A 21,088-nucleotide genomic window follows, 5' to 3' on the forward strand; every position below is an offset into this window, starting at 1 on the left:
CCTTGACGCTGAATCACTGGCCCCACGAATCACGCAGGGTCACGGTACGGTTGAATACCGGCTGACCTAGTTTCGAGTCCTTGATGTCCGCGACAAAGTAGCCTTCGCGCTCGAACTGGAAACGGTCTTCCGGCTGTGCATTGCCAAGCGATGGCTCAGCACGACAACCGGTCAGCACTTGCAGTGAGTCAGGGTTGATGTTGTCGAGGAAACTGGCGCTGTCTTCGGCCTTCTCAGGGTTGGCCGAACGGAACAGGCGATCGTACAGACGCACTTCGCACTCGACGCTGGCAGCGGCCGGCACCCAGTGAACCACGCCTTTGACCTTACGGCCTTCAGGGTTCTTGCCGAGGGTTTCCGGGTCGTACGAGCAACGCAGTTCGACGATGTTGCCGTCGGCGTCCTTGATCGCTTCGTCGGCACGGATCACGTAGCTGCCGCGCAGACGCACTTCGCCACCCGATTCCAGGCGCTTGTAGCCCTTCGGCGGCTCTTCCATGAAGTCTTCACGGTCGATGTAGATTTCCCGGGCGAACGGCAGAGCGCGCACGCCCATGTCTTCTTTCGGGTGGCGCGGCAGTTCGAGGTTCTCGACCTGGCCTTCCGGGTAGTTGGTGATCACGACTTTCAGCGGACGCAGCACGCACATGGCGCGCGGGGCGCTGTGGTCGAGGTCGTCACGGATGCTGAATTCGAGCATGCCGAAGTCGACCACGCCGTCGGAACGGTTGGTGCCGATCATGTCGCAGAAGTTGCGGATCGATTTCGGCGTGTAGCCACGGCGGCGGAAGCCCGACAGCGTGGACATGCGCGGATCGTCCCAGCCATTGACGTGCTTTTCATCGACCAGTTGTTTCAGCTTGCGCTTGCTGGTGATGGTGTAGTTCAGGTTCAGGCGGCTGAACTCGTACTGACGCGGGTGCGCCGGCACTGGCAAGGCGTCGAGGAACCACTCGTACAGTGGACGATGGCTTTCGAACTCCAGGGTGCAGATCGAGTGAGTGATGCCTTCGATGGCGTCCGACTGACCGTGGGTGAAGTCGTAGTTCGGGTAGATGCACCACTTGTCACCGGTCTGATGGTGATGAGCGTGGCGGATGCGGTACATGATCGGGTCGCGCAGGTTCATGTTCGGCGAGGCCATGTCGATCTTGGCACGCAGCACACGGGCGCCGTCCGGGAACTCACCGGCGCGCATGCGGGCGAACCAGTCGAGGTTCTCTTCAACCGAACGGTCGCGGAACGGGCTGTTCTTGCCCGGCTCGGTCAGGCTGCCACGGTATTCCTTGGCTTGCTCAGGGGTCAGGTCGTCAACGTAGGCCTTGCCAGCCTTGATCAACTCGACCGCCCAGTCGTGCAACTGGTCGAAATACTGCGAGGCGTAGCGCACTTCGCCGGACCATTCGAAGCCCAGCCATTTGACGTCGCTTTCGATCGCGTCGATGTATTCCTGGTCTTCCTTGGCCGGGTTGGTGTCGTCAAAACGCAGGTGCGTAACGCCGCCGAACTCCTGGGCCAGGCCGAAGTTCACGCAGATCGACTTGGCGTGGCCGATGTGCAGGTAGCCGTTGGGCTCAGGCGGGAAACGGGTGACGATCTGAGTGTGCTTGCCCGAGTCCAGGTCTGCCTGGATGATCGGCCGCAGGAAGTTGACCGGCACGGCGGGGCCGGACTTGGCATTCGAGGTAGGGTCGACAGTGGGCTTGCTCATAGGATCCTTGACTTACATGTGCGCGGCCGCAGAGAGGGGCCAGACAAAACAAAGCCGCTATCATAGCCGATGCTGTCAAGGGGCTGACAGAGCAGGCCCTATAAAGGAACGCATTTAATCGCCGGGAATTGAAAAACAGCCTCGAAATTCGCGCCTGTCACGCTAAACTGCGCACCTTGGCCAAAGCAGGCTGAACCGGTTTTGGGGCTCAATGTCCGATAACCACGAATTCCTTATGAAGAGTAATGACCATGACTCAAGTCAAACTGACCACCAACCATGGCGACATCGTCATCGAACTGAATGCTGAAAAGGCGCCGACCACCGTCGCCAACTTCATCGAGTACGTTAACGCCGGTCACTACGAAAACACTGTTTTCCACCGTGTAATCGGTAACTTCATGATCCAGGGCGGCGGTTTTGAGCCAGGCATGAAGGAAAAGAAAGACAAGCGTCCAAGCATCCAGAACGAAGCTGACAACGGTCTTTCCAACGACAAGTACACCGTTGCCATGGCGCGCACCATGGAGCCGCATTCGGCTTCCGCGCAGTTCTTCATCAACGTGGCTGACAACAGCTTCCTGAACCACAGCGCCAAGACCACCCAAGGCTGGGGTTACGCCGTGTTCGGTAAAGTGACCGCCGGTACCGACGTTGTCGACAAGATCAAAGGTGTTTCGACCACTTCCAAGGCCGGCCACCAGGACGTACCAGCAGACGACGTGATCATCGAGAAAGCCGAGATCATCGAAGCGTGATATTGCTGATTTCAGACTTGCATCTGGAAGAGGAGCGCCCGGACATAACCCGGGCGTTTCTGGATTTGCTCGCCGGACGCGCCCGCTCGGCGAGTGCGTTGTACATTCTGGGCGACTTCTTCGAGGCGTGGATTGGCGACGATGCCATGACGCCCTTCCAGCGTTCCATCTGCCAGGCCCTGCGCGAATTGAGCGACAGCGGCACGGCCATTTTTCTGATGCACGGCAATCGCGACTTCATGCTCGGCAAGGCCTTCTGCAAACAGGCCGGCTGCACGCTGTTGAAGGACCCGAGTGTCGTGCAGTTTTACGGCGAACCGGTGCTGTTGATGCACGGCGACAGCCTCTGCACCCGCGACGTCGGCTATATGAAGCTGCGTCGTTACCTGCGCAACCCGATCACCCTGTTTATCCTGCGGAACCTGCCTTTAAGCACCCGCCACAAACTGGCGCGCAAGTTGCGCAGCGAAAGCCGGGCGCAGGTGCGGATGAAGGCCAATGACATTGTCGATGTCACGCCGCAAGAGATTCCGCGGATCATGCAGGCATTTGGCGTGAAAACCCTGATTCACGGGCACACCCATCGCCCGGCGATCCATAAGCTGCAGCTCGGTGAGCAAGCGGCGAAGCGGATTGTGCTGGGGGATTGGGATCGTCAGGGTTGGGCGTTGCAGGTGGATGAGAACGGCTATGCGTTAGCGCCATTCGACTTCGCCCCGCCGCTGGCTTTGCCGCACGGCTGAAGATCGCTACCCCCTCACCCCAGCCCTCTCCCCCAGGGGGCGCGAGGGGGAAAGGGAGCCGATCTCTGTGCTTTTCAAAACCTGAGTTCGACTGAAGTCTGTCAGGTCGATGTATCCCGAACATCCACCACGGTCAGTCCCCTCTCCCTCCGGGAGAGGGTTAGGGTGAGGGGCTTTTGACCTTAATGCCCGGAAGCAGCCGGCCCTGCCTTGGCAGCAAACGGCGGCTTCGCCAGCCACACAATCAGAATCAACCCCATGAAGCCCCAACCCAGCAGCGTGAAGTAATCCACGGTGGAGAGCATGTACGCCTGGCTGGTGAGGATCTGATCCATCTCCGCATAAGCCGATTGGCTCGCGCCGCCTAGATGATTCAAGGTCTCGCGCGTCGCCGGCTCATACGTACTGATGCTTTCACTCATATACGCATGATGCTGATCAGCACGGCGAATCCAGATCCACGTGGTCAGCGACGCGGCAAAGCTGCCGCCCAGTGTCCGCAGGAAGGTCGCCAGGCCCGCACCGTCGGCAATCTGGCTCGGCGGCAAGTCCGACATCAGAATGCTCAAGGTCGGCATGAAGAACAGCGCCACACCAATGCCCATGAACAGTTGCACCAGAGCGATGTGCTGGAAGTCCACTTCATTGGTGAACCCGGCGCGCATGAAGCAGCTCAGGCCAATCGCCAGAAACGCCAGCCCGGCCAGCAAGCGCAGATCGAACTTGTTCGCGTACTTGCCGACAAACGGCGACAGCAGCACCGGCAGAATGCCGATCGGCGCCACGGCCAGACCCGCCCAGGTCGCGGTGTAACCCATCTGCGTTTGCAGCCACTGCGGCAGGATCAGGTTGATGCCGAAGAACCCGGCGTAACCCAACACCAGCACAATCGTGCCGATACGGAAGTTACGGTGCGCGAACAGCCGCAGATTCACCACCGGATGCTGGTCAGTCATTTCCCAGATGACGAACACCGCCAGGGCAATCACCGAAATCGCTGCACCGATGATGATGAAGTTCGATTCGAACCAGTCCAGGTCATTGCCTTTGTCGAGGATCACCTGCAAGGCACCGACGCCGATGATCAGCGAGATCAGCCCAACGTAATCCATCGGCTGACGACTGGTCACCACCGGCCGCTTGGCCAGTTGCGAGCGCACCACCATCACCGCAAAGATCCCGATCGGCACGTTGATGAAAAAGATCCACGGCCAGCTGTAGCTGTCGGTGATCCAGCCACCGAGAATCGGCCCGGCAATTGGTGCGACCACCGTGACCATCGCCAGCAACGCCAAAGCCATCCCCCGTTTCGCGGGGGGATAAACGGCGATCAACAGGGTTTGTGTCATCGGATAAAGCGGCCCGGCCACCAGGCCTTGCAGCACGCGGAAGCCGATCAACTCGGGCATCGACGTCGAGATACCGCAGAGAAACGAGGCCAGCACAAACAGAATGGTGGCCCAGAGAAACAGCTTCACCTCACCGAAACGCCGACTGAGCCAACCGGTCAGCGGCAGCGCAATGGCGTTGCTCACGGCAAACGAGGTGATCACCCAGGTGCCCTGCTCCGAACTCACCCCCAGGTTGCCGGAAATCGTCGGCAGCGCCACGTTGGCGATGGTGGTGTCGAGCACTTGCATGAAGGTCGCCAGCGACAGGCCAATGGTGCTGAGCAACAGGCTGGGCGGCGTGAAAGAGGCGTTATTGCTCATTGTGAATCCTTTGGAACCAAGTTGACGCTGCGTCTGTTACAGACACAGCAGCCCTTGTGGGAACACGCTTTTGTGATGAGGGAGCTTTTGTGGCGAGGGGATTTATCCCCGATGGGTCGCGAAGCGGCCCCTCTTTTGGTCCTAAAAAGACGGGCCTGCTTCGCAGTCCATCGGGGATAAATCCCCTCGCCACAGATGCATCTTTTCTCTACAGAAGAATCCCTTCTTCCCAGATGAATCTCTTCACCACAAAGACTGCTCCCACAGGGTTAGCGGTGAATCAGCGTTGCGCGGTTTTGCTGGCCGCAGCGCTGTTGTCGTGGATCAGCTGAGCGATCATCGCGTCGGCTTCGGCCAGTTGACGGTCGTAGACGTTGGTGCTGAACGAGGCTTTCTGCGGTGGTTGCTGAGCCAGTACCGGGCCGCTCTGGTCGTGCAGATTGACTTCGACGTTGGTCGACAGGCCCACCCGCAGCGGGTGCTTGGCCAGTTCTTCGGCGTTGATGTGAATCCGCACCGGCACACGCTGAACGATCTTGATCCAGTTACCGGTGGCGTTCTGCGCAGGCAACAAGGCAAACGCGCTGCCGGTGCCGGCGCCGAGGCTGTCGACGGTGCCGCTGTATTTCACGTCGCTGCCGTAGATGTCGGACTCGATGTCGACTGGCTGACCGATGCGCATGTCACGCAGTTGGGTTTCCTTGAAGTTGGCATCGATCCACAGTTGATCCAGTGGAATCACCGCCATCAGCGCGGTGCCCGGTTGTACGCGCTGACCGAGTTGCACGGTGCGTTTGGCGACGTAACCGGTGACTGGCGCGATCAAGGTGCTGCGCGCATTGGTCAGGTAGGCCTGACGCAGATCCGCAGCAGCCGACATCACGTCCGGGTGCGACGACACCACGGTGTCATCGACCAGCGCGCTGCTGGTTTTCAGTTGTTGTTTGGCGTTGGCCAGGGCGTTTTGCGCCGAGGTCAGGTCGTCGCGAGCGTGGGACAGTTCTTCCTGGGAAATCGCCCCGCCAGCGGCGAGATTCTTCCGGCGATTGAAGTTGTCCTGCGCCTTCTGCACTTCAGCCTGTTGCGCGTTGACCTGGGCTTTCATGCCATCGACGTTGCTGTACAAGCCGCGCACCTGACGCACAGTGCGCGCCAGTTTCGCCTGAGCACTTTGCAGGCCGACTTCAGCGTCGTTGGGATCGAAGTTGATCAGCACCTGACCTTCGTGGACCAGGTCGCCATCATCAGCGCCGATACTGACCACGGTGCCGGTCACCAGCGGAGTGATTTCCACGACGTTGCCGTTGACGTAGGCGTCGTCGGTGCTTTCGTTAAAGCGCCCGATGAATTCGTGATACGCCCAGACGCCGCCAACAGCGAGGAGGACGATAACCGCCAGCACCAGCAGCATCACTTTGCGTTTGCGCGGATTGCCGGTGTCTGGGGTGTTGTCTGGAGCTTGAGTGTTTTCGGCAGTGGCCATGACAAATACCTTGAATTAGTTGTGCGACGTGGCTGGGGTGGCGTTGGCTGCGGTCAGGGTCTGCCCCTGGAAGCCGCCGCCCAGCGCTTGCATCAGTTGAATCGACAGGTCGATCTGCTCGGCATTGAGGTTGGCCAATTGACGCTGGGCCTGGAGCAATTGCTGCTCGATGCTGAGCACGTCCAGGTAGTTGCCGATGCCGGAACCGTAACGCTGGACGACGGTGTTGTAAGAGTCCTGAGCAATGTCGGTGGCGTGTTGCTGCGCGCCGATCTGCCGGCCGATGTCACGCAACTGATTGATCGTGTCGCTGACATCGCCCAGTGCTTTCACCAGACTTTTGTTGTACTGCGCCACCGCCAGGTCGTAATCGGCGTCGCGCGCATCGAGGTTGGCACGCAGGCGTCCGCCATCGAAGATCGGCACCGAAATGGTCGGGGCAATATTGAAGAAGCGACTGGCCGAACCGAACATTGCGTCACCCAACAAGGACTCGGCACCGGCCGAGGCCGTCAGGTTCAGGTTCGGATAGAACTGGGTCTTCGCCGAGTCGATGTCCTTGCTAGCCGCTTCTACCCGCCAGCGGGCGGCAACCAGATCCGGGCGACGACCGAGCAGTTCGGCCGGTAACACCGACGGCACCGCCACGGCGCTGGCCTGCAACACTTTTGGCCGGGCGATTTCGTTGCCGCGATCCGGGCCTTTGCCGAGCAACACGGCCAAGGCGATTTTCGCGCTGTTCAGGCGTTTTTCCGCTTCGATCAGGCTGGCTTCGGAACTCGCTTCCAGGCTCTGGGTTTGCTGGAACTGATACTGGCTGTCGATCCCGGAACTCAGGCGACGCTGGCTCAGATCGAGCATCTGTTTGGTGCGCTTGAGGTCTTCGTTGGCCAGGTCATAGACGATGTGCGCCTGACCGAGATCGCTGTAAGCGCGGGCCACTTCGGCAGCGAGGGTCAACTGCGCAGCCTGACGGTCGACTTCGGCGGCACGGGCCTGACCGAGTGCGGCTTCCCAGGCGTCACGCTGACCGCCCCACAAATCGAAGTTGTAATTGAAGCCGGCGCTGACATTACGCACCGTGGCGTAGGCATCGCCCTGCCCTCGCGGGTCCTGATCCTTGGCCAGGCGCGAACGGCTGATGCCGGCGCTGGCGTCGAGGGTCGGATAACGCGCGGCATCGGCGGCATACGCAGCGGCGCTGGCTTGATGGGCGCGGGCTTCGGCGATCTGCATGTCCGGGCTGTCGTGCAGCGCTTCGCGGATCAAACCGTCGAGTTGCGGATCGCCGAGGCTGGTCCACCAGTCGCTTTTCGGCCACGCGGCCGGCGACAGGGTTACGCCGTTGAGGGATTGGCCGACTTTCAGGCTTTGCGCATCAAGATTTTTGCCTTGGGTGTCGAGGCCGCTGTAGTTGGCGCAACCGGCGAGGATCATCGCCGACAGCACGAGGGTCAGGCTGCTGCGCAAGGTTTTACCGCTCATTGTGTTCACCTAACCGCTGGATGGTGATCGGGTCACCGGCTGCCAGCAGAATTTTCTTGAGGATGTATTCCAGGGTCTTCAACTCGTCCGGAGTGACGGCGCCGGCCAGTTCATTCATCGCATCGGCGCCGATGTGCGGCAGGCGATCGGCCAGTTGCTGGCCTTGTTCGGTCAGTTTCAGTTGCACCTGACGGCGATCGCCTTCGCTGCGTTGGCGAACCAGGAAACCTTTCTGCTCCAGACGATCGAGCATCCGCGTCATCGAACCGCTGTCCAGCGACAGATGCCGGCACAGCTCGGCCGGAGTGTCGACGCCGAACTGGGCCATGATGATCAACACCTTGAACTGCGCGGCGGTGATGCCGTGGGGTTCCATGTGGGTGTCGATGATCCGGTCCTTGAGCAGCGCAGCACGGCCAAGCAACAGGCCGAGATGGCAATGTTTGAATTCGTCCGGGGTGAAATGCTTCATTTGCTCACCTAATAACTGCCTAGGCAGTGAATGTATGTCGAGATGTTACTGCCTAGGCAGCGAATGTCAAACAAATAGTTAGGAGGCTTTGTAATTGGCGGATAGGTGGTGGTGCTTCAGAAGCCAAAAGCAAAAGATCGCAGCCATCGGCAGCGCCTACAGGGATTGAGTAAACCCTTGTTGGAGCTGCCGATGGCTGCGATCTTTTGATCTTTCAGAGATGAATCAGAAATCGCGCTTGTAGAAGATATCCAGCGAACTCGCGACGCCACTGGCCGCTTCGAGGTAAACCTTCTTGCTCAGCTTGTACCGCAGGGCAATGGTGCTGGCCGGTTCAAACACGCCGACGCCATAACGCAAACTGAGTTTTTCGGAAATGTTGCCGCTGGCCACCACGCTGGTGGTGTTGCCACTGCCCTGGGTGTCGAGCTGGAAATCCTGAATGCCCAAGTCCTTGGCCAGACTGCTCGTCACCCCGGAGCTGCCCATCAAGCCGAGACCCAACGCCGCTTGCGCGAGCATGTTGTTGTCTTCTCCGCTGGTACTCAGCGGACGCCCCAGCACCAGATAGGACAACGCCTGCTCCTGGCTCATCGCCGGTTCCGAGAAGATCTGCGTAGTCGGCTGCTCGGCACTGCCGCTCAGGCGAATACCGGCGATCACGTCGTCAGTCTGGCGGATCGCCTCGATGTCCAGATACGGCTGATCGAGGGGGCCGGCAAACAGCAGACGCGCACGCCGCACCGTCAAGCGCTGACCGTAGGCGCGGTAACGACCGTCGTTGAGCCACAGTTCGCCACGGGTGTCCATGTTGTCGCCGATGTGCACCTGACCTTGCAGGTTGGCGGTCAGGCCGAAGCCGGCGAAGCTGAGTTTGTCTTCGCCGACGACTACATCGATGTCCATTTTCATGGCCATCGGTGGTTTGCCCTCTTCGGTCTGCGCGCCGACGATGATCGTGTCATCGGAGACTTTCACCGTCGATGGCGGCAATTCGCGCACGGTGATTTCGCCTTTGGGCACCAGCACTTTGCCGGCAATCTTCAGCTCATCACCGGCCATGGAAATCTTCAGGTCGGGCGCCACTTCAAGCTTGGCGTATGGCTCGACGGTGACCGGCAGTTGCGTACCTTTCAAAGCGAGATCAACCACCAGCGCCTGACCCCAGGCGACGTTGCCGTTCAGACTGCCCTGCCCGGTCTTGCCGCTTTTCCAGCCGCCGTCCAGACGCACCGACTCACCGGCAATCACGGCTTGCAGTTGCAGATTGTTGAGTTCCATCGGCAACTCGGCACCCGACACTTCGCCGTCGCTGAGTTGCACCGTACCGTTGACCAGCGGTGCCAGTAGCCCGCCGGAAATCGTGCCGCTACCGTTCAAGCGCCCGGTGAGTTTCTCGACCATCGGCACAAACGGCCGCGCCACCGACAGATCCAGCCCACTCAAGCGGAACGAGCCGCTCAGCGGTTTGTTCTTCGGCAACGGATTGAGCTGCGCCTGCACCATCAATTCGCCGAGTTTGCCGCCGACGAAGTTGAGGTCGGTGTCGATACGCTTCGGCGTGAGTTTGCTGGTGAGCTTGAGCGTCTGGTACGGGAAATCCAGCCACTGATCTTTCTCACGCATGCGCAGCGTGCCACCACTGGCATCAACGCTGATCACACCGTTCGGGCCGCTGGCCGGCACGTCCAGTTGCAGATCGGCGTTGAGCTTGCCCTTCCAGGCAAAATCCTTGGGCAGCCACTGCGCCAGACTCTCAATCGGGAATTGCTTGAGGTGGTAGCGCAGTTTCGGATCGGGCATCAGCCGTTGATCTTCACCGCACAGGCTGGCGCTGCCGGACATCCAGCAGTGGGCGCCAAAGTTGATCTTGCCGTCGGCCAGACGTTCGAGTTTCGCTGGGTTTTGCAGCTTCCAGTCCTGGCCACCGGCCTGAATGTCACCGCTGGCCAAGCGTCCACGCCAGTTGCCCTTGTCGAGATTGCCGTCCAGGCCCAACGCCAGTTTCAGTTTCGGCCCGAGCAGATCGAGGCTGAGTTTCTGGCTCTTGATGTCGCCTTGGGCACTGGCGGTCAGTGTACCCAGCGACGTATCGCCAGCCTGAATCCCTGAGCCTTTCAGATCAATTTTCGCCCGTTGCGCACTGTCGAGGGTGGCGTCGAGGTTGAGGCTTTGCAGGCGATTGTCCTGGAAGGCCAGTTGCGAACCTTGCAGGCCTAGCTTGCCTTGCGGCGCTTTCAGCGTACCGGCTACGTTGACCTGACCGTTGATCTGCCCGCGCAATTGCGGCCACAGCTGGGCCAGACGCGACAGTTTGATGTCGATCTGCCCGGTGAGTTTCTGTTGCAGGCTGCCCTTGCCGATGATGCTGTTGTCGCCGAGGCGGATTTGCAGGGCGTTGAGATTCCACTGCTCGCCCGCACCGTCAGCCTTGGCTTGCAGGATCGCCGGTTGGCCGCGCAGTTTGCCTTTCAGATCGAGGTCAGCTGTCAGGCTCAAGCGCTCGTTCTTCATTTCGCCTTTGCTTTTCAGTGGCCCGGCCAAAGTGCCCGGCAGCTCCGCGACCCAGTACGCCGGGTTGAGCGCTGACAGATCCAGCGCCGTGTCCCAGGCGATGCCGTCGGCGAACTGCACGTTCACATGCCCTTCGGCCTTGCCCTGGCCGGCTTCCATTTTCAGTTGCGGCAGTGCGATCTGTTTAAGGCTGCCACTGAACGGACTGCTCAGGCTGAACGCCCCCGCCGGGCCATCCAGCGCGGCGGCGAAGTTACCGATGTACTGACCGTCGGTGTAGGAGACTTCGCCGTTGAAGGTACGCAAGGCGACTTGCGGCTCGTCGATTTCGTTGTAGAGCCGATGCCACGGGAAGTCCTGCCAATTGATGTTGGCTTGAGCCGTGATGCCTTTGCTCCAGTCGACGCTGCCGGTGAGCTTGAGGCTTTGCTTGTCGTTGGCGCTCAGGTCGAGCCCGGCGATTTGCGCGCCGCTGGCGTCGACTTTGCCCTTGAGCAACAGCGCGACCGGGCCTTTATCAGCGGGCAGTGTGGCGTTGCCGTTTAGCTGATAACCGTTTTTCAGGTCGCCTTCGCCGGTCAGCACCAGTTGATTGAGTTGCAGGGTGTCCGGCAGGTCGGCGCTCGGCTTGAACGCCTCGGAAGTGATGCGCACCTTGGCCGGCAGGTTCTCCGCCAGCGGTTGCAGTTCGCCGCTCAACTGGCCATCGAGGTAGCCACGGCTGTCGGCGTGCAGGTTGAGGGTTTTCAACAGGTCGCCGTCGATCTTTAACGCCAACGTCCATGGGCCGGTGCCCGGCGACGGCAGGGTCAGATCACCGGCGATGTTCAGTGGCCAGTTACCGGAGGGTTGCAGCAGACCGGACAGATTCAGGCTGAGCTCGTCGCGCTGCAATTGCACGCTGTCGATCTGCATGCCCTTGGCGGTCCAGTGCGCCGCCAGTTTCAGGCCTTTGAGTTGTTCGCTGCCGTTAAACAACAGGCTGCCGACCTGCACGTCGCCCAGCTCGAGGGCCACCGGCAATTGCAGATCCGGCAGTTTGATCGGACCGCTTTGCGTAGTTTCTTCGCTCGGCGGGAATTGCAGAATGACCTGATCAGCCTTGAGCTGGTCGATGCACAAGGTCATGCGCGTCAGGCACAGCGGCGACCAGGCGAAGATCGGCTTCTGCAACTCGACGCGGCTGCTGTCTTGCTGCCACAACAGGTGATCGGCGCTCCATTGTCCGCCGAGGCGGCCCTGGAAATTTTCTACGCTCAAACCCGGCACCAGACCCAGCGCCCAACGGCTGCCAGCCTGCGTACCCAGCACCGCAGCGATGCTCAAGACAATCAACAACACCAGCGCCAGAAGCGTCAGTGCCGTTATTTTCAAACCACGTTTCACAGCTCAGGCCCCATGGAAAAGTGCAGCCGGATGCCGCCATCGTCGTCCAGCGCGTGGGCCAGGTCGAGGCGGATCGGCCCCACCGGCGAGACCCAGCGCACACCAATACCGACCCCGGTCTTGAGGTTCGGCAGTTCGAGTTTGTTGAAAGAGTTGCCCTGGTCGACGAAGGTCGCGACCCGCCACTTCTCGGCGACCGAGTATTGATACTCGACGCTGCCGGCAACCATGTAACGGCCACCGATACGTTTGCCGTCGGAGTTCTCCGGAGACAGGCTCTGGTAGTCGTAACCACGCACGCTCTGATCGCCACCGGCGAAGAAACGCAGCGACGGCGGCACCGACGCGTAACCGTTGGTGGCGCTGCCGCCGACCTGCACGCGGCCGAGCAAACGGTGTTTGTCGAACACCGTGGTCAGGCCTTTGACCAGCGCGGTGCCATATAGAAGGTTGTTGTCCGAGCCGAGGCCTTCCTTCGCGACTTTGCTTTCAAAGGTCAGGCGATAGCCATTGTGCGGGTCGATGCGGTTGTCGCTTTTCAAGTACGAATAACTGATGCCGGGCATCAGCAAGGTACTCAAACCCGAGTCATCACCGAGCTCGTATTCCTCGCGCTGCCATTTCAGCGAGATCACCCGTTGCCAGCCACTGGGCAACTTGCTGTGCCATTCCGGGCCGAAGGTCAGCAGCTTGCTCAGGGTGTCAGAACCCTCGATGTCTTCGAATTGATAACCACCGGCCCAACGCAATTTGTCGGTCAGCGGCGGGTCGAGCGGAATGTCGTAAAAGAGGCCGACGTTCTGCCGTGGCGCCGAGAGTTCGGCTTCCCAGCCATAACTGTCGCCCTGCGGATTGACCCAATGGCGCGTCCAGTTGGCCTTGATCCGTGGCCCGACGTCGGTCGAATAACCGAGGCCCAGGCCCATGGTGCGCGGCTTGCGCGTGTCGAGTTTGACGTCCACCGGGATCACCTCGTTTTTCGCGGTGGTCGGTGCGGCATCGACGCGCACCCCTTCGAAATAGCCGCTCGATTGCAGGTCGCGGTTGAGTTCGGCGATCAGCTCGGAGTCATACGGCTCGCCTTCCTTGAACGGCACCATGCGTTGCAGCAGGTCTTCGTCGAACGGCGTATTACCCTCGAAACTGACTTTGCCCAGCGCATAACGCGGGCCGCTTTCGTAGATCAATTCAACATCGGCGACACCGGCACGCGGGTCGACCATGAGTTTCTGACTGGTGAAATGGCCGCTGAAATAACCGAAGCGCGAGGCCTGATTCTGGATCAGCCGTTTGGCGTCTTCGTAGCGACCATGGTTGAGCACCGCGCCGGGCTTGAGCACGTCGGCTTTCGGCACGCGAAAGGATTTAAAGGAGGCAGCCGGGCCGTCGACACGGATTGTGACGTTGCGCAGACGAATCGGTTCGCCGGGATCGATGTTCAGCACCAGACGCGGTTTTTCGCCGCCCTTCACGTCGCTGTCGATCTGCGGCTGATAGTAGCCCAACGCCTGGGCCGCCTTGCGCGCCTGCTCTTCGGCACCGCGACTGAAGCGCAGCAAGGCTTCTTCGTCACGGTCACCGAGGCTGCCGATATAGCCTTCTATATTGGCCTTGAGTTCATCGTTGGACGGTTTGATCCGCACATCCAATTCACTTTGCGCCAGCGCCGCGCAGCTGGATAACAGCATGAGCACGCCACTGGTAAATCTTCCTGGAAACTTCATGGCGCGAATGCTATCACGGGCTTGGGAGCGTAATAGAAGAGGAAATTTCCCAAGAAGTTCGATTGCTATGCTGTTGCAGTTTGTAACACCTGAGGGTTGGCGTGGAAAAATACGTGTTCGCGCACCGGGCCGACGGCAACTTCGCCAATCTCCTGATAACCCTGACGTTTATAGAATTCCAGGTAACGCGGGTTGCCGGTATCGAGCACCACACCTTGCGAGGTTTCGTCCACCGCGCACCAGTTGTGCACGGCAGTCAGCAGTTGCTCACCGAAGTGTTTGCCCTGGAACTGCGGGTGAACACCCAGCAGCGGTAACATGTGCACCGAATCGCTCGGCACGCAGGCGGCCACGGCATCGTGATATTCCAGATAGCGGCGAGTACAGCGGAAACCGGTGCTGAGCACCATGCGCAGGCGCCACGCCCAGCTCTCGGTGATGCCCAAACGGCGTTGCGGCGGTGCAATCAGGGCGATGCCGATCAGGCGATCGTTGACCAGCAGGCCGATGGCCGGCAGATCCTGCAGGAAATGTTGTTTTACCAATTCGCGCACCGTAGCCCGCACCCGCTGCTCATAGCCGGGACGCTCGGCTTCGAACAGGTAGCCGAAAGTCGGCTCGTGGCGGTAGGCCTGATACAGCAGGGATCGTGCTTCGCGGGAATAGCCGCGGTCGAGCATATGAATGTCGGCGATGGCGGTCTGGGTTTCAGGCATGACGGTGATTCTCCCCGGGGCGCGGCTAAAATGACTGCGCTCTTGTTGGTACGAACCTATTGCCGTTGGCACAGTTCCCCACAGGTATAGACCAACCTTGGATCTTCATCGAACGGGCGACCGCCAATCGCGAGCAGGCTCACTCCTACAGGGGTACGCATTTCAATTGTAGGAGTGAGCCTGCTCGCGATGACGCCGGTTCAGACAACATTTATCTGGCAGGCAAAAGCGATTTCCCCTACCCCACACTGGCCCCCATCCCACATGTCAGCTAGCATCGCCCTTTTGCCAGGACTGCCGACATGAAGATTGTTTCCTTCAACATCAACGGACTGCGCGCGCGTCCGCATCAGCTGGCAGCGCTGATCGAAAAACACCAGCCGGACGTCATCGGCCTGCAGGAAACCAAAGTCCACGACGACCAGTTCCCGCTGGAAGAAGTACGTGCGCTGGGCTATCACGTGTATTTCCACGGCCAGAAAGGTCACTACGGCGTCGCCCTGCTCTCGCGTCAGGAGCCGATCGCGATTCACAAAGGTTTCGCCACTGATGAAGAAGACGCCCAGCGCCGCTTCATCTGGGGCACTTTCGCCGACGCCAACGGCGTGCCGGTGACGATCATGAACGGCTATTTCCCCCAGGGCGAAAGCCGCGACCATCCAACCAAATTTCCCGCCAAGCAGCGCTTTTACAGCGATCTGCAAGCCTTGCTGGAAAGCCAGTTCCACAATGAGCAGCCGCTGGTGGTGATGGGCGATGTGAACATTTCCCCGGAAGACTGCGACATCGGCATCGGCCCGGACAACATGAAGCGCTGGCTGAAAACCGGTAAATGCAGCTTCCTGCCGGAAGAGCGCGAGTGGATGGCCCGCCTGAAAAACTGGGGCCTGACCGACAGCTACCGCCACCTGAACCCGGACGTGACCGACATGTTCAGTTGGTTCGATTACCGCAGCCGTGGGTTTGAAGACGAGCCGAAGCGTGGCCTGCGCATCGACGTGATCCTCGCTTCCCACGGTTTGTTGCCTCGGGTGAAAGCGGCGGGTGTCGACTATGAACTGCGCGGGATGGAAAAGCCTTCGGACCATGCGCCGATCTGGCTTGAACTGGCCTGATCTTCAAATCGCCTGAAATTCTCCTGTGGGATCACTGTCATGTTTTGGTCATGCGCCTGACTTAATCTCCCCGGCAATCCCCTTGGCTTGATTCGGTGCCGGCATGACCCTGCGTGTTCTGTGCGTTTTTCTCTTGAGTGGATGGCTGACGGTCTCCGCCGCTGCACTGCCCATCCCTGAAAACGGCCCGGCATTGCGCATCCAAGGCTCGAACACCATCGGCGCCGAACTCGGCCCGGCGTTGGTCGAAGGCCTGTTACGGGAACAAGGGCTGCTGAAGATCCACCGCGAAACCCCGGACAGCGCCAACGAACTGCGGATCGTCGGCCAGTCTGCCCAAGGTAAAAGCGTCGTGGTGGAAATCGCAGCCCACGGTTCCAGCACCGGCTTCACTGCGCTCAAAGCCGCCGCTGCCGACCTCGCCGCCTCCTCCCGCCCGATCAAGGACAGCGAACTGCTCAGCCTGCAATCGCTCGGCGACTTGAAAAGCCCCGCAGCCGAGCAAGTCATTGCCATTGATGGCCTGGCAATCATCCTTCACCCCGACAACCCGTTGCAGCAACTGGACACCGAACAACTGGCGCGGATCTTTGCCGGCGAGGTGAAAACCTGGGAAGACCTCGGCGGCCATGGCGGGGCGATTCATTTATATGCACGCGATGATCAGTCCGGCACCTACGACACGTTTAAGGAATTGGTCCTCAGTCGTCGTGGGAAAAATCTGAGTAGCGTTGCGAAAAGGTTTGAATCCAGCGAGCAATTGTCCGATGCCGTCAGCGCCGATCCGCAAGGCATCGGTTTTATCGGTTTACCTTACGTGCGCCAGGCCAAAGCGGTGGCGATTGCCGATGGTGCGTCGCAGTCGATGCTGCCGCTGAGCAGCTTGATCGCCACCGAGGACTATCCCTTGTCCCGCCGGTTGTTCTTCTATATGCCGCCGAATAGCAAGAATCCTTGGGCGAAAGCATTGGCGGCGTTCGCGCAAAGTCGTCAGGGCCAGGCGATCGTGGCGGCCAACGGGTTTATCAGCCAGACCGTTCAGGCCATGACGGTCGCACCGAATGCGCTGATGCCCGAGGGTTACCAATCACTCAGCCGTCACGCCCAGCGTCTGACAGTGAACTTCCGTTTCGAGGAAGGCAGCGCGAGCCTGGATAACAAGGCGCGACAGGATCTGGCCCGGGTGCTCGACTATATAAAGCGTCAAAACAAGACTGATCGCACGGTGACGCTGATTGGGTTTGGTGATGTAAAGGACGACCCGGCGCGCGCGGACTTGCTATCGAAACTGCGAGCGATGGCGGTGCGGCGGGAGCTGGTGAAGAACGGCGTGGTGTTGCGTGAGGTTCGCGGGTTTGGAGCGCAGATGCCGGTGGCGGCGAATAGTGCGGATGAGGGGCGGATCAAGAATCGACGGGTTGAGGTTTGGGTGTATTGAATTTGATGATTGATCGTTCCCACGCTCCGCGTGGGAACGATCACCGCTGTGCTGGATCAGCGCTCGCTACGCAGCATCTCCTTCGGCACATATTTGCCGATCTCGAACTTGCCGATTGCCGCGCGGTGTACTTCGTCCGGGCCGTCGGCCAGGCGCAGGGTGCGTTGCATGGCGTACATGTAGGCCAACGGGAAATCGTTGGAAACCCCTGCCCCGCCATGGATCTGGATCGCCCGGTCGATCACCCGCAGTGCCACGTTGGGTGCAACGACCTTGATCTGCGCAATCTCACTCTTGGCCACTTTGTTGCCGACGGTGTCCATCATGTACGCCGCTTTCAGCGTCAGCAGGCGCGCCATGTCGATTTCCATCCGCGAGTCGGCGATCTTGTCGATGTTCCCGCCCAAACGTGCCAGCGGTTTGCCGAACGCGGTGCGGCTCACTGAACGTTTGCACATCAATTCCAGCGCACGCTCGGCCATGCCGATCGAACGCATGCAGTGGTGTATCCGGCCCGGGCCAAGACGACCCTGAGCGATTTCGAAGCCGCGTCCTTCACCGAGCAGAACGTTTTCGTACGGCACGCGCACATTGTCGAACAGCACTTCGGCGTGACCGTGCGGCGCATCGTCATAGCCGAACACCGGTAGCGGCCGAACGATTTTCACGCCCGGGGTGTCGACCGGTACGAGGATCATCGAGTGCTGGGCGTGACGAGGTGCATCAGGGTCGCTCAGGCCCATGAAGATCAGGATCTTGCAGCGCGGGTCGCAAGCGCCGGAGGTCCACCACTTTTTACCGTTGATCACCCACTCGTCACCATCGCGAACGGCGCGGGCGGCCATGTTAGTGGCGTCGGAGGAGGCAACGTCCGGTTCGGTCATGGCAAACGCCGAGCGGATCTCGCCGCGCAGCAGCGGTTCGAGCCAGCGTTGTTTCTGTTCTTCGTTGGCGTAACGCACCAAGACTTCCATGTTGCCGGTGTCCGGCGCCGAGCAGTTGAACGGCTCTGGGCCCAGCAAGGAACGGCCCATGATTTCCGCCAGCGGTGCGTATTCAAGGTTGGTCAGGCCGGCGCCGAGTTCCGACTCAGGCAGAAACAGGTTCCACAGGCCTTCGGCTTTGGCCTTGGCTTTGAGCTCTTCCATGATCGCCGTCGGCTGCCAGCGATCGCCTTCGGCAACCTGGCGCTCGAACACGGCTTCGGCCGGGTAAACATAAGTGTCCATGAACGCGGTCACGCGCTCACGCAGTTCTTGCACCTTGGGCGAATAAGCGAAATCCATGAGCAGCTCCCGATGGTTAAGGCAGTTCTTGAGCAGAGGTTGTTTAAGTCATGCAATCGATGCTAGAACAGCGCTGATAATTTACCTAGCCTATTCTCGGCGTGTATAAACATTCATCACCGATATATGATCCAGTGATCGTCAGCCCTTAAAAACAAGAGAAGCCGCGTTATGAATCTGAGCAAGGTCGACCTCAACCTTTTCATCGTCTTTGACGCGATCTACACCGAAGCCAACCTGACCCGCGCCGGGCAGATTGTCGGCATCACTCAGCCAGCGGTGTCCAACGCATTGGCGCGGTTGCGCGAAACCTTCAACGATCCGCTTTTTGTGCGTACCGCCCAGGGCATGGTGCCGACGCCGATGGCGCAGAACATCATTGGCCCGGTACGCAACGCACTGTCGCTGTTGCGCGTGTCGGTGCAGGAAAGTCGCATTTTCAACCCGGCGCAAGCGGTCAAGACCTACCGCATCAGCATGACCGACCTGACCGAAGCAGTGATTTTGCCGCCGCTGTTCCAACGCCTGCGCCGTCTGGCGCCAACAGTGATCATCGAAAGTTTCCTTTCCAAACGCCGGGAAACCACCAAGGAACTGGCGGCCGGGCGTCTGGATTTTGCCGTGGACGCGCCGCTCAACACCGACCCGCAGGTGCGCCACGTCAAGTTGATGGAAGACCGTTACGTGTGTGCGATGCGCAAGGGCCATCCGATGGCGGGCAAGGAAAAGCTTTCCCTCGATGACTATCTGTCGCTGACCCACATCCATATTTCCAGCCGCCGCAGCGGTCTGGGTTATGTCGATCTGGCGTTGGGAAAAATGGGCATTCAACGCAAGATCGCCCTGCGCTCGCAGCATTACCTGATGGCGTCCCAGGTGATGCAGCAGACCGACATGGTCATGACTGTGCCGGAGCGTTTCGCCCGGCGGCATGAACTGCATGCGTTTAATCTGCCGGTCAATGATGTGCCGCCGGTGGAGACTCACCTGTACTGGCATGAGAGTACCGACCAGGACCCGGCGAATCGCTGGATGCGCGAGCAGATGATCGAGTTGTGCCAACAGGTAACGGCGCATGAGAAGAAGCTGGATAAGGCGTAAGCAGTCCACGCTTGACGTAAACGTCAACCTGCCATTAGCTTAGCGCCAAGACCTTTTTTCGAGCGCTTTCATGAGCAGCCAGACTTACAGCATTTCCGACCTCGCCCGCGAGCTGGACATCACCACCCGGGCGATCCGCTTTTATGAAGAGCAAGGCCTGCTCAGCCCCGAGCGCCGAGGCCAGGAACGCATCTATTCGCCCCGCGACAAAGTCAGCCTGAAGCTGATCCTGCGGGGCAAGCGCATCGGTTTCTCACTGGCCGAGTGCCGCGAACTGATCGAACTCTACGACCCGTCCAGCGGTAACACCAAACAGCTCAACAGCATGCTGGCGAAAATCAGCGAGCGCCGCGAGCAGTTGGAGCAGCAGTTGCTCGACATCGAACAGATGAAGCTGGAACTCGACACCGCCGAAGAGCGCTGCGTGCAGGCGCTGGAGCAGACGCTCAAGAGCCAGCAAGCGGTTCAGTAAACCCACAAAAATCCCCTTGCATTCAGATAATCAGCAGGCTCAGCCCATGTCCCTCCCTTCCCAAGTACGCCTGATCGAAGTCGGCCCGCGCGATGGCCTGCAGAACGAAGCGCAACCCATCAGCGTCGCCGACAAGGTGCAATTGGTCGACGCATTGAGCGCCGCCGGTCTTGGCTATATAGAAGTCGGCAGTTTCGTCTCGCCGAAGTGGGTGCCGCAGATGGCCGGTTCCGCCGACGTGTTCGCGCAGATCCAGCGCAAACCCGGCGTGACCTACGGCGCATTGGCACCGAATCTGCGCGGGTTTGAAGACGCCATTGCCGCCGGGGTCAAGGAAGTCGCAGTGTTCGCCGCTGCCTCCGAGGCGTTCTCACAGCGCAACATCAATTGCTCGATCAGCGAGAGCCTGGCGCGGTTTGCGCCGATCATGGAAGCGGCGAAACAGCATGGCGTTACCGTGCGCGGTTACGTTTCCTGCGTGCTCGGCTGCCCGTATGAAGGCACGGTCGCGCCGGAGCAAGTCGCCATGGTCGCCCGCGAGTTGTACGCGATGGGCTGCTACGAAGTTTCGCTTGGCGACACCATCGGCACCGGCACTGCGGGCGCGACTCGCCGTCTGTTCGAGGTGGTGTCGGCACAAGTGCCGCGCGACAAACTCGCCGGGCATTTCCACGACACTTACGGCCAGGCCATGGCCAACATCTACGCCAGCCTGCTCGAAGGGATTGCGGTGTTCGACAGCTCTATCGCCGGCCTCGGCGGCTGCCCATACGCCAAAGGCGCGAGCGGTAACGTCGCCACCGAAGACGTGGTGTACCTGCTCAATGGCCTCGGCATCGAGACCGGTATCGATCTGGACGCCTTGATTGCTGCGGGTCAGCAGATCAGCGCAGTGCTCGGTCGCCCAAGCGGTTCGCGCGTGGCCAAGGCCCGTAGCGCGCAGTGAGGGAGATGGTGTTACCGCTGCGTCCG

16 protein-coding genes are annotated in these 21,088 nt (G+C 60.0%); 7 read left to right on the plus strand and 9 right to left on the minus strand.

Going from position 1 to position 21,088, the window contains the following annotated elements:
- Window positions 1-13: 13 nt before the first annotated feature.
- A complete protein-coding gene (locus tag ACA074_RS17310; protein ID WP_497677465.1) occupies window positions 14-1,711 on the minus strand; it encodes a glutamine--tRNA ligase/YqeY domain fusion protein in 1,698 nt (565 codons plus the stop codon).
- Between the two features lie 251 nt (window positions 1,712-1,962).
- Between ACA074_RS17310 and ACA074_RS17315 the strand changes: the two genes are divergently transcribed.
- Both ACA074_RS17315 and lpxH read left to right on the plus strand, forming a co-directional pair.
- On the plus strand, window positions 1,963-2,469 hold the full coding sequence (locus tag ACA074_RS17315) for a peptidylprolyl isomerase (RefSeq protein WP_187681028.1): 507 nt from the start codon (window positions 1,963-1,965) through the stop codon (window positions 2,467-2,469).
- Window positions 2,466-3,212 (plus strand): UDP-2,3-diacylglucosamine diphosphatase, encoded by a 747-nt coding sequence (gene lpxH, locus ACA074_RS17320; RefSeq protein ID WP_401268606.1) that lies wholly within the window; start codon window positions 2,466-2,468, stop codon window positions 3,210-3,212. The genes ACA074_RS17315 and lpxH overlap by 4 nt, the downstream gene beginning before the upstream one ends.
- Window positions 3,213-3,394: 182 nt before the next feature.
- On the opposite strand, the gene ACA074_RS17325 is transcribed toward lpxH, so the two are convergent.
- The 7 genes from ACA074_RS17325 to ACA074_RS17355 form a co-directional block, all read right to left on the minus strand.
- Window positions 3,395-4,924: a DHA2 family efflux MFS transporter permease subunit gene (locus ACA074_RS17325; RefSeq protein WP_497677466.1), complete on the minus strand. Its 1,530-nt coding sequence runs from the start codon at window positions 4,922-4,924 to the stop codon at window positions 3,395-3,397.
- A 280-nt stretch (window positions 4,925-5,204) separates the two neighbouring features.
- Window positions 5,205-6,407 carry an HlyD family secretion protein gene (locus ACA074_RS17330; RefSeq protein WP_187681031.1) on the minus strand — a complete coding sequence of 401 codons (1,203 nt, stop codon included), beginning with the start codon at window positions 6,405-6,407 and terminating at the stop codon, window positions 5,205-5,207.
- A gap of 15 nt (window positions 6,408-6,422) precedes the next feature.
- Window positions 6,423-7,892, minus strand: coding sequence for an efflux transporter outer membrane subunit (locus ACA074_RS17335; RefSeq protein WP_497677467.1), 1,470 nt, complete (start codon window positions 7,890-7,892; stop codon window positions 6,423-6,425).
- A complete protein-coding gene (locus ACA074_RS17340; RefSeq protein WP_150592326.1) occupies window positions 7,882-8,364 on the minus strand; it encodes a MarR family winged helix-turn-helix transcriptional regulator in 483 nt (160 codons plus the stop codon). The genes ACA074_RS17335 and ACA074_RS17340 overlap by 11 nt, the downstream gene beginning before the upstream one ends.
- 225 nt (window positions 8,365-8,589) lie before the next feature.
- Window positions 8,590-12,264: a translocation/assembly module TamB domain-containing protein gene (locus ACA074_RS17345; RefSeq protein ID WP_497677468.1), complete on the minus strand. Its 3,675-nt coding sequence runs from the start codon at window positions 12,262-12,264 to the stop codon at window positions 8,590-8,592.
- Window positions 12,261-13,988: an autotransporter assembly complex protein TamA gene (locus ACA074_RS17350; protein ID WP_497677469.1), complete on the minus strand. Its 1,728-nt coding sequence runs from the start codon at window positions 13,986-13,988 to the stop codon at window positions 12,261-12,263. Before ACA074_RS17350 ends, ACA074_RS17345 begins: the two co-directional genes overlap by 4 nt.
- A gap of 65 nt (window positions 13,989-14,053) precedes the next feature.
- Window positions 14,054-14,704, minus strand: a complete 651-nt coding sequence (locus ACA074_RS17355) for a GNAT family N-acetyltransferase (protein ID WP_187681035.1) — start codon at window positions 14,702-14,704, stop codon at window positions 14,054-14,056.
- A 302-nt stretch (window positions 14,705-15,006) separates the two neighbouring features.
- Here ACA074_RS17355 and xthA point away from each other — a divergent pair, with 302 nt between their 5' ends.
- Window positions 15,007-15,819, plus strand: coding sequence for an exodeoxyribonuclease III (gene xthA, locus ACA074_RS17360; RefSeq protein ID WP_103305276.1), 813 nt, complete (start codon window positions 15,007-15,009; stop codon window positions 15,817-15,819).
- A 103-nt stretch (window positions 15,820-15,922) separates the two neighbouring features.
- On the plus strand, window positions 15,923-17,257 hold the full coding sequence (locus tag ACA074_RS17365; protein WP_187680442.1) for a phosphate ABC transporter substrate-binding/OmpA family protein: 1,335 nt from the start codon (window positions 15,923-15,925) through the stop codon (window positions 17,255-17,257).
- Between the two features lie 56 nt (window positions 17,258-17,313).
- On the opposite strand, the gene ACA074_RS17370 is transcribed toward ACA074_RS17365, so the two are convergent.
- Complete coding sequence (locus ACA074_RS17370) at window positions 17,314-18,543, minus strand: acyl-CoA dehydrogenase (protein ID WP_187680443.1); 1,230 nt, start codon at window positions 18,541-18,543, stop codon at window positions 17,314-17,316.
- A 171-nt stretch (window positions 18,544-18,714) separates the two neighbouring features.
- Between ACA074_RS17370 and ACA074_RS17375 the strand changes: the two genes are divergently transcribed.
- The 3 genes from ACA074_RS17375 to ACA074_RS17385 all read left to right on the plus strand — a co-directional run bounded on the left by ACA074_RS17375 (window position 18,715) and on the right by ACA074_RS17385 (window position 21,062).
- Entirely contained in the window at window positions 18,715-19,644 is a 930-nt protein-coding gene (locus ACA074_RS17375; protein ID WP_187680444.1) for a LysR family transcriptional regulator, read from the plus strand.
- A 70-nt stretch (window positions 19,645-19,714) separates the two neighbouring features.
- The gene (locus tag ACA074_RS17380) at window positions 19,715-20,116 is read left to right on the plus strand and encodes a MerR family transcriptional regulator (protein WP_064117756.1); all 402 of its coding nucleotides are present in this window, start codon (window positions 19,715-19,717) and stop codon (window positions 20,114-20,116) included.
- A 46-nt stretch (window positions 20,117-20,162) separates the two neighbouring features.
- Window positions 20,163-21,062 (plus strand): hydroxymethylglutaryl-CoA lyase, encoded by a 900-nt coding sequence (locus tag ACA074_RS17385; protein ID WP_401268588.1) that lies wholly within the window; start codon window positions 20,163-20,165, stop codon window positions 21,060-21,062.
- Window positions 21,063-21,088 lie beyond the last annotated feature (26 nt).

Source organism: Pseudomonas sp. LBUM1655 (genome assembly GCF_059716085.1).

Excerpts from the sequence above, each read along its gene's own strand:
- ACA074_RS17310 (WP_497677465.1), bottom strand. The coding sequence starts at position 1,711 with ATGAGCAAGCCCACTGTCGACCCTACCTCGAATGCCAAGTCCGGCCCC.
- xthA (WP_103305276.1), top strand. The coding sequence starts at position 15,007 with ATGAAGATTGTTTCCTTCAACATCAACGGACTGCGCGCGCGTCCGCAT.
- ACA074_RS17330 (WP_187681031.1), bottom strand. The coding sequence starts at position 6,407 with ATGGCCACTGCCGAAAACACTCAAGCTCCAGACAACACCCCAGACACC.
- ACA074_RS17355 (WP_187681035.1), bottom strand. The coding sequence starts at position 14,704 with ATGCCTGAAACCCAGACCGCCATCGCCGACATTCATATGCTCGACCGC.
- ACA074_RS17385 (WP_401268588.1), top strand. The coding sequence starts at position 20,163 with ATGTCCCTCCCTTCCCAAGTACGCCTGATCGAAGTCGGCCCGCGCGAT.
- ACA074_RS17325 (WP_497677466.1), bottom strand. The coding sequence starts at position 4,924 with ATGAGCAATAACGCCTCTTTCACGCCGCCCAGCCTGTTGCTCAGCACC.
- ACA074_RS17350 (WP_497677469.1), bottom strand. The coding sequence starts at position 13,988 with ATGAAGTTTCCAGGAAGATTTACCAGTGGCGTGCTCATGCTGTTATCC.
- ACA074_RS17365 (WP_187680442.1), top strand. The coding sequence starts at position 15,923 with ATGACCCTGCGTGTTCTGTGCGTTTTTCTCTTGAGTGGATGGCTGACG.
- ACA074_RS17370 (WP_187680443.1), bottom strand. The coding sequence starts at position 18,543 with ATGGATTTCGCTTATTCGCCCAAGGTGCAAGAACTGCGTGAGCGCGTG.
- ACA074_RS17375 (WP_187680444.1), top strand. The coding sequence starts at position 18,715 with ATGAATCTGAGCAAGGTCGACCTCAACCTTTTCATCGTCTTTGACGCG.
- ACA074_RS17340 (WP_150592326.1), bottom strand. The coding sequence starts at position 8,364 with ATGAAGCATTTCACCCCGGACGAATTCAAACATTGCCATCTCGGCCTG.
- ACA074_RS17380 (WP_064117756.1), top strand. The coding sequence starts at position 19,715 with ATGAGCAGCCAGACTTACAGCATTTCCGACCTCGCCCGCGAGCTGGAC.
- ACA074_RS17335 (WP_497677467.1), bottom strand. The coding sequence starts at position 7,892 with ATGAGCGGTAAAACCTTGCGCAGCAGCCTGACCCTCGTGCTGTCGGCG.
- ACA074_RS17315 (WP_187681028.1), top strand. The coding sequence starts at position 1,963 with ATGACTCAAGTCAAACTGACCACCAACCATGGCGACATCGTCATCGAA.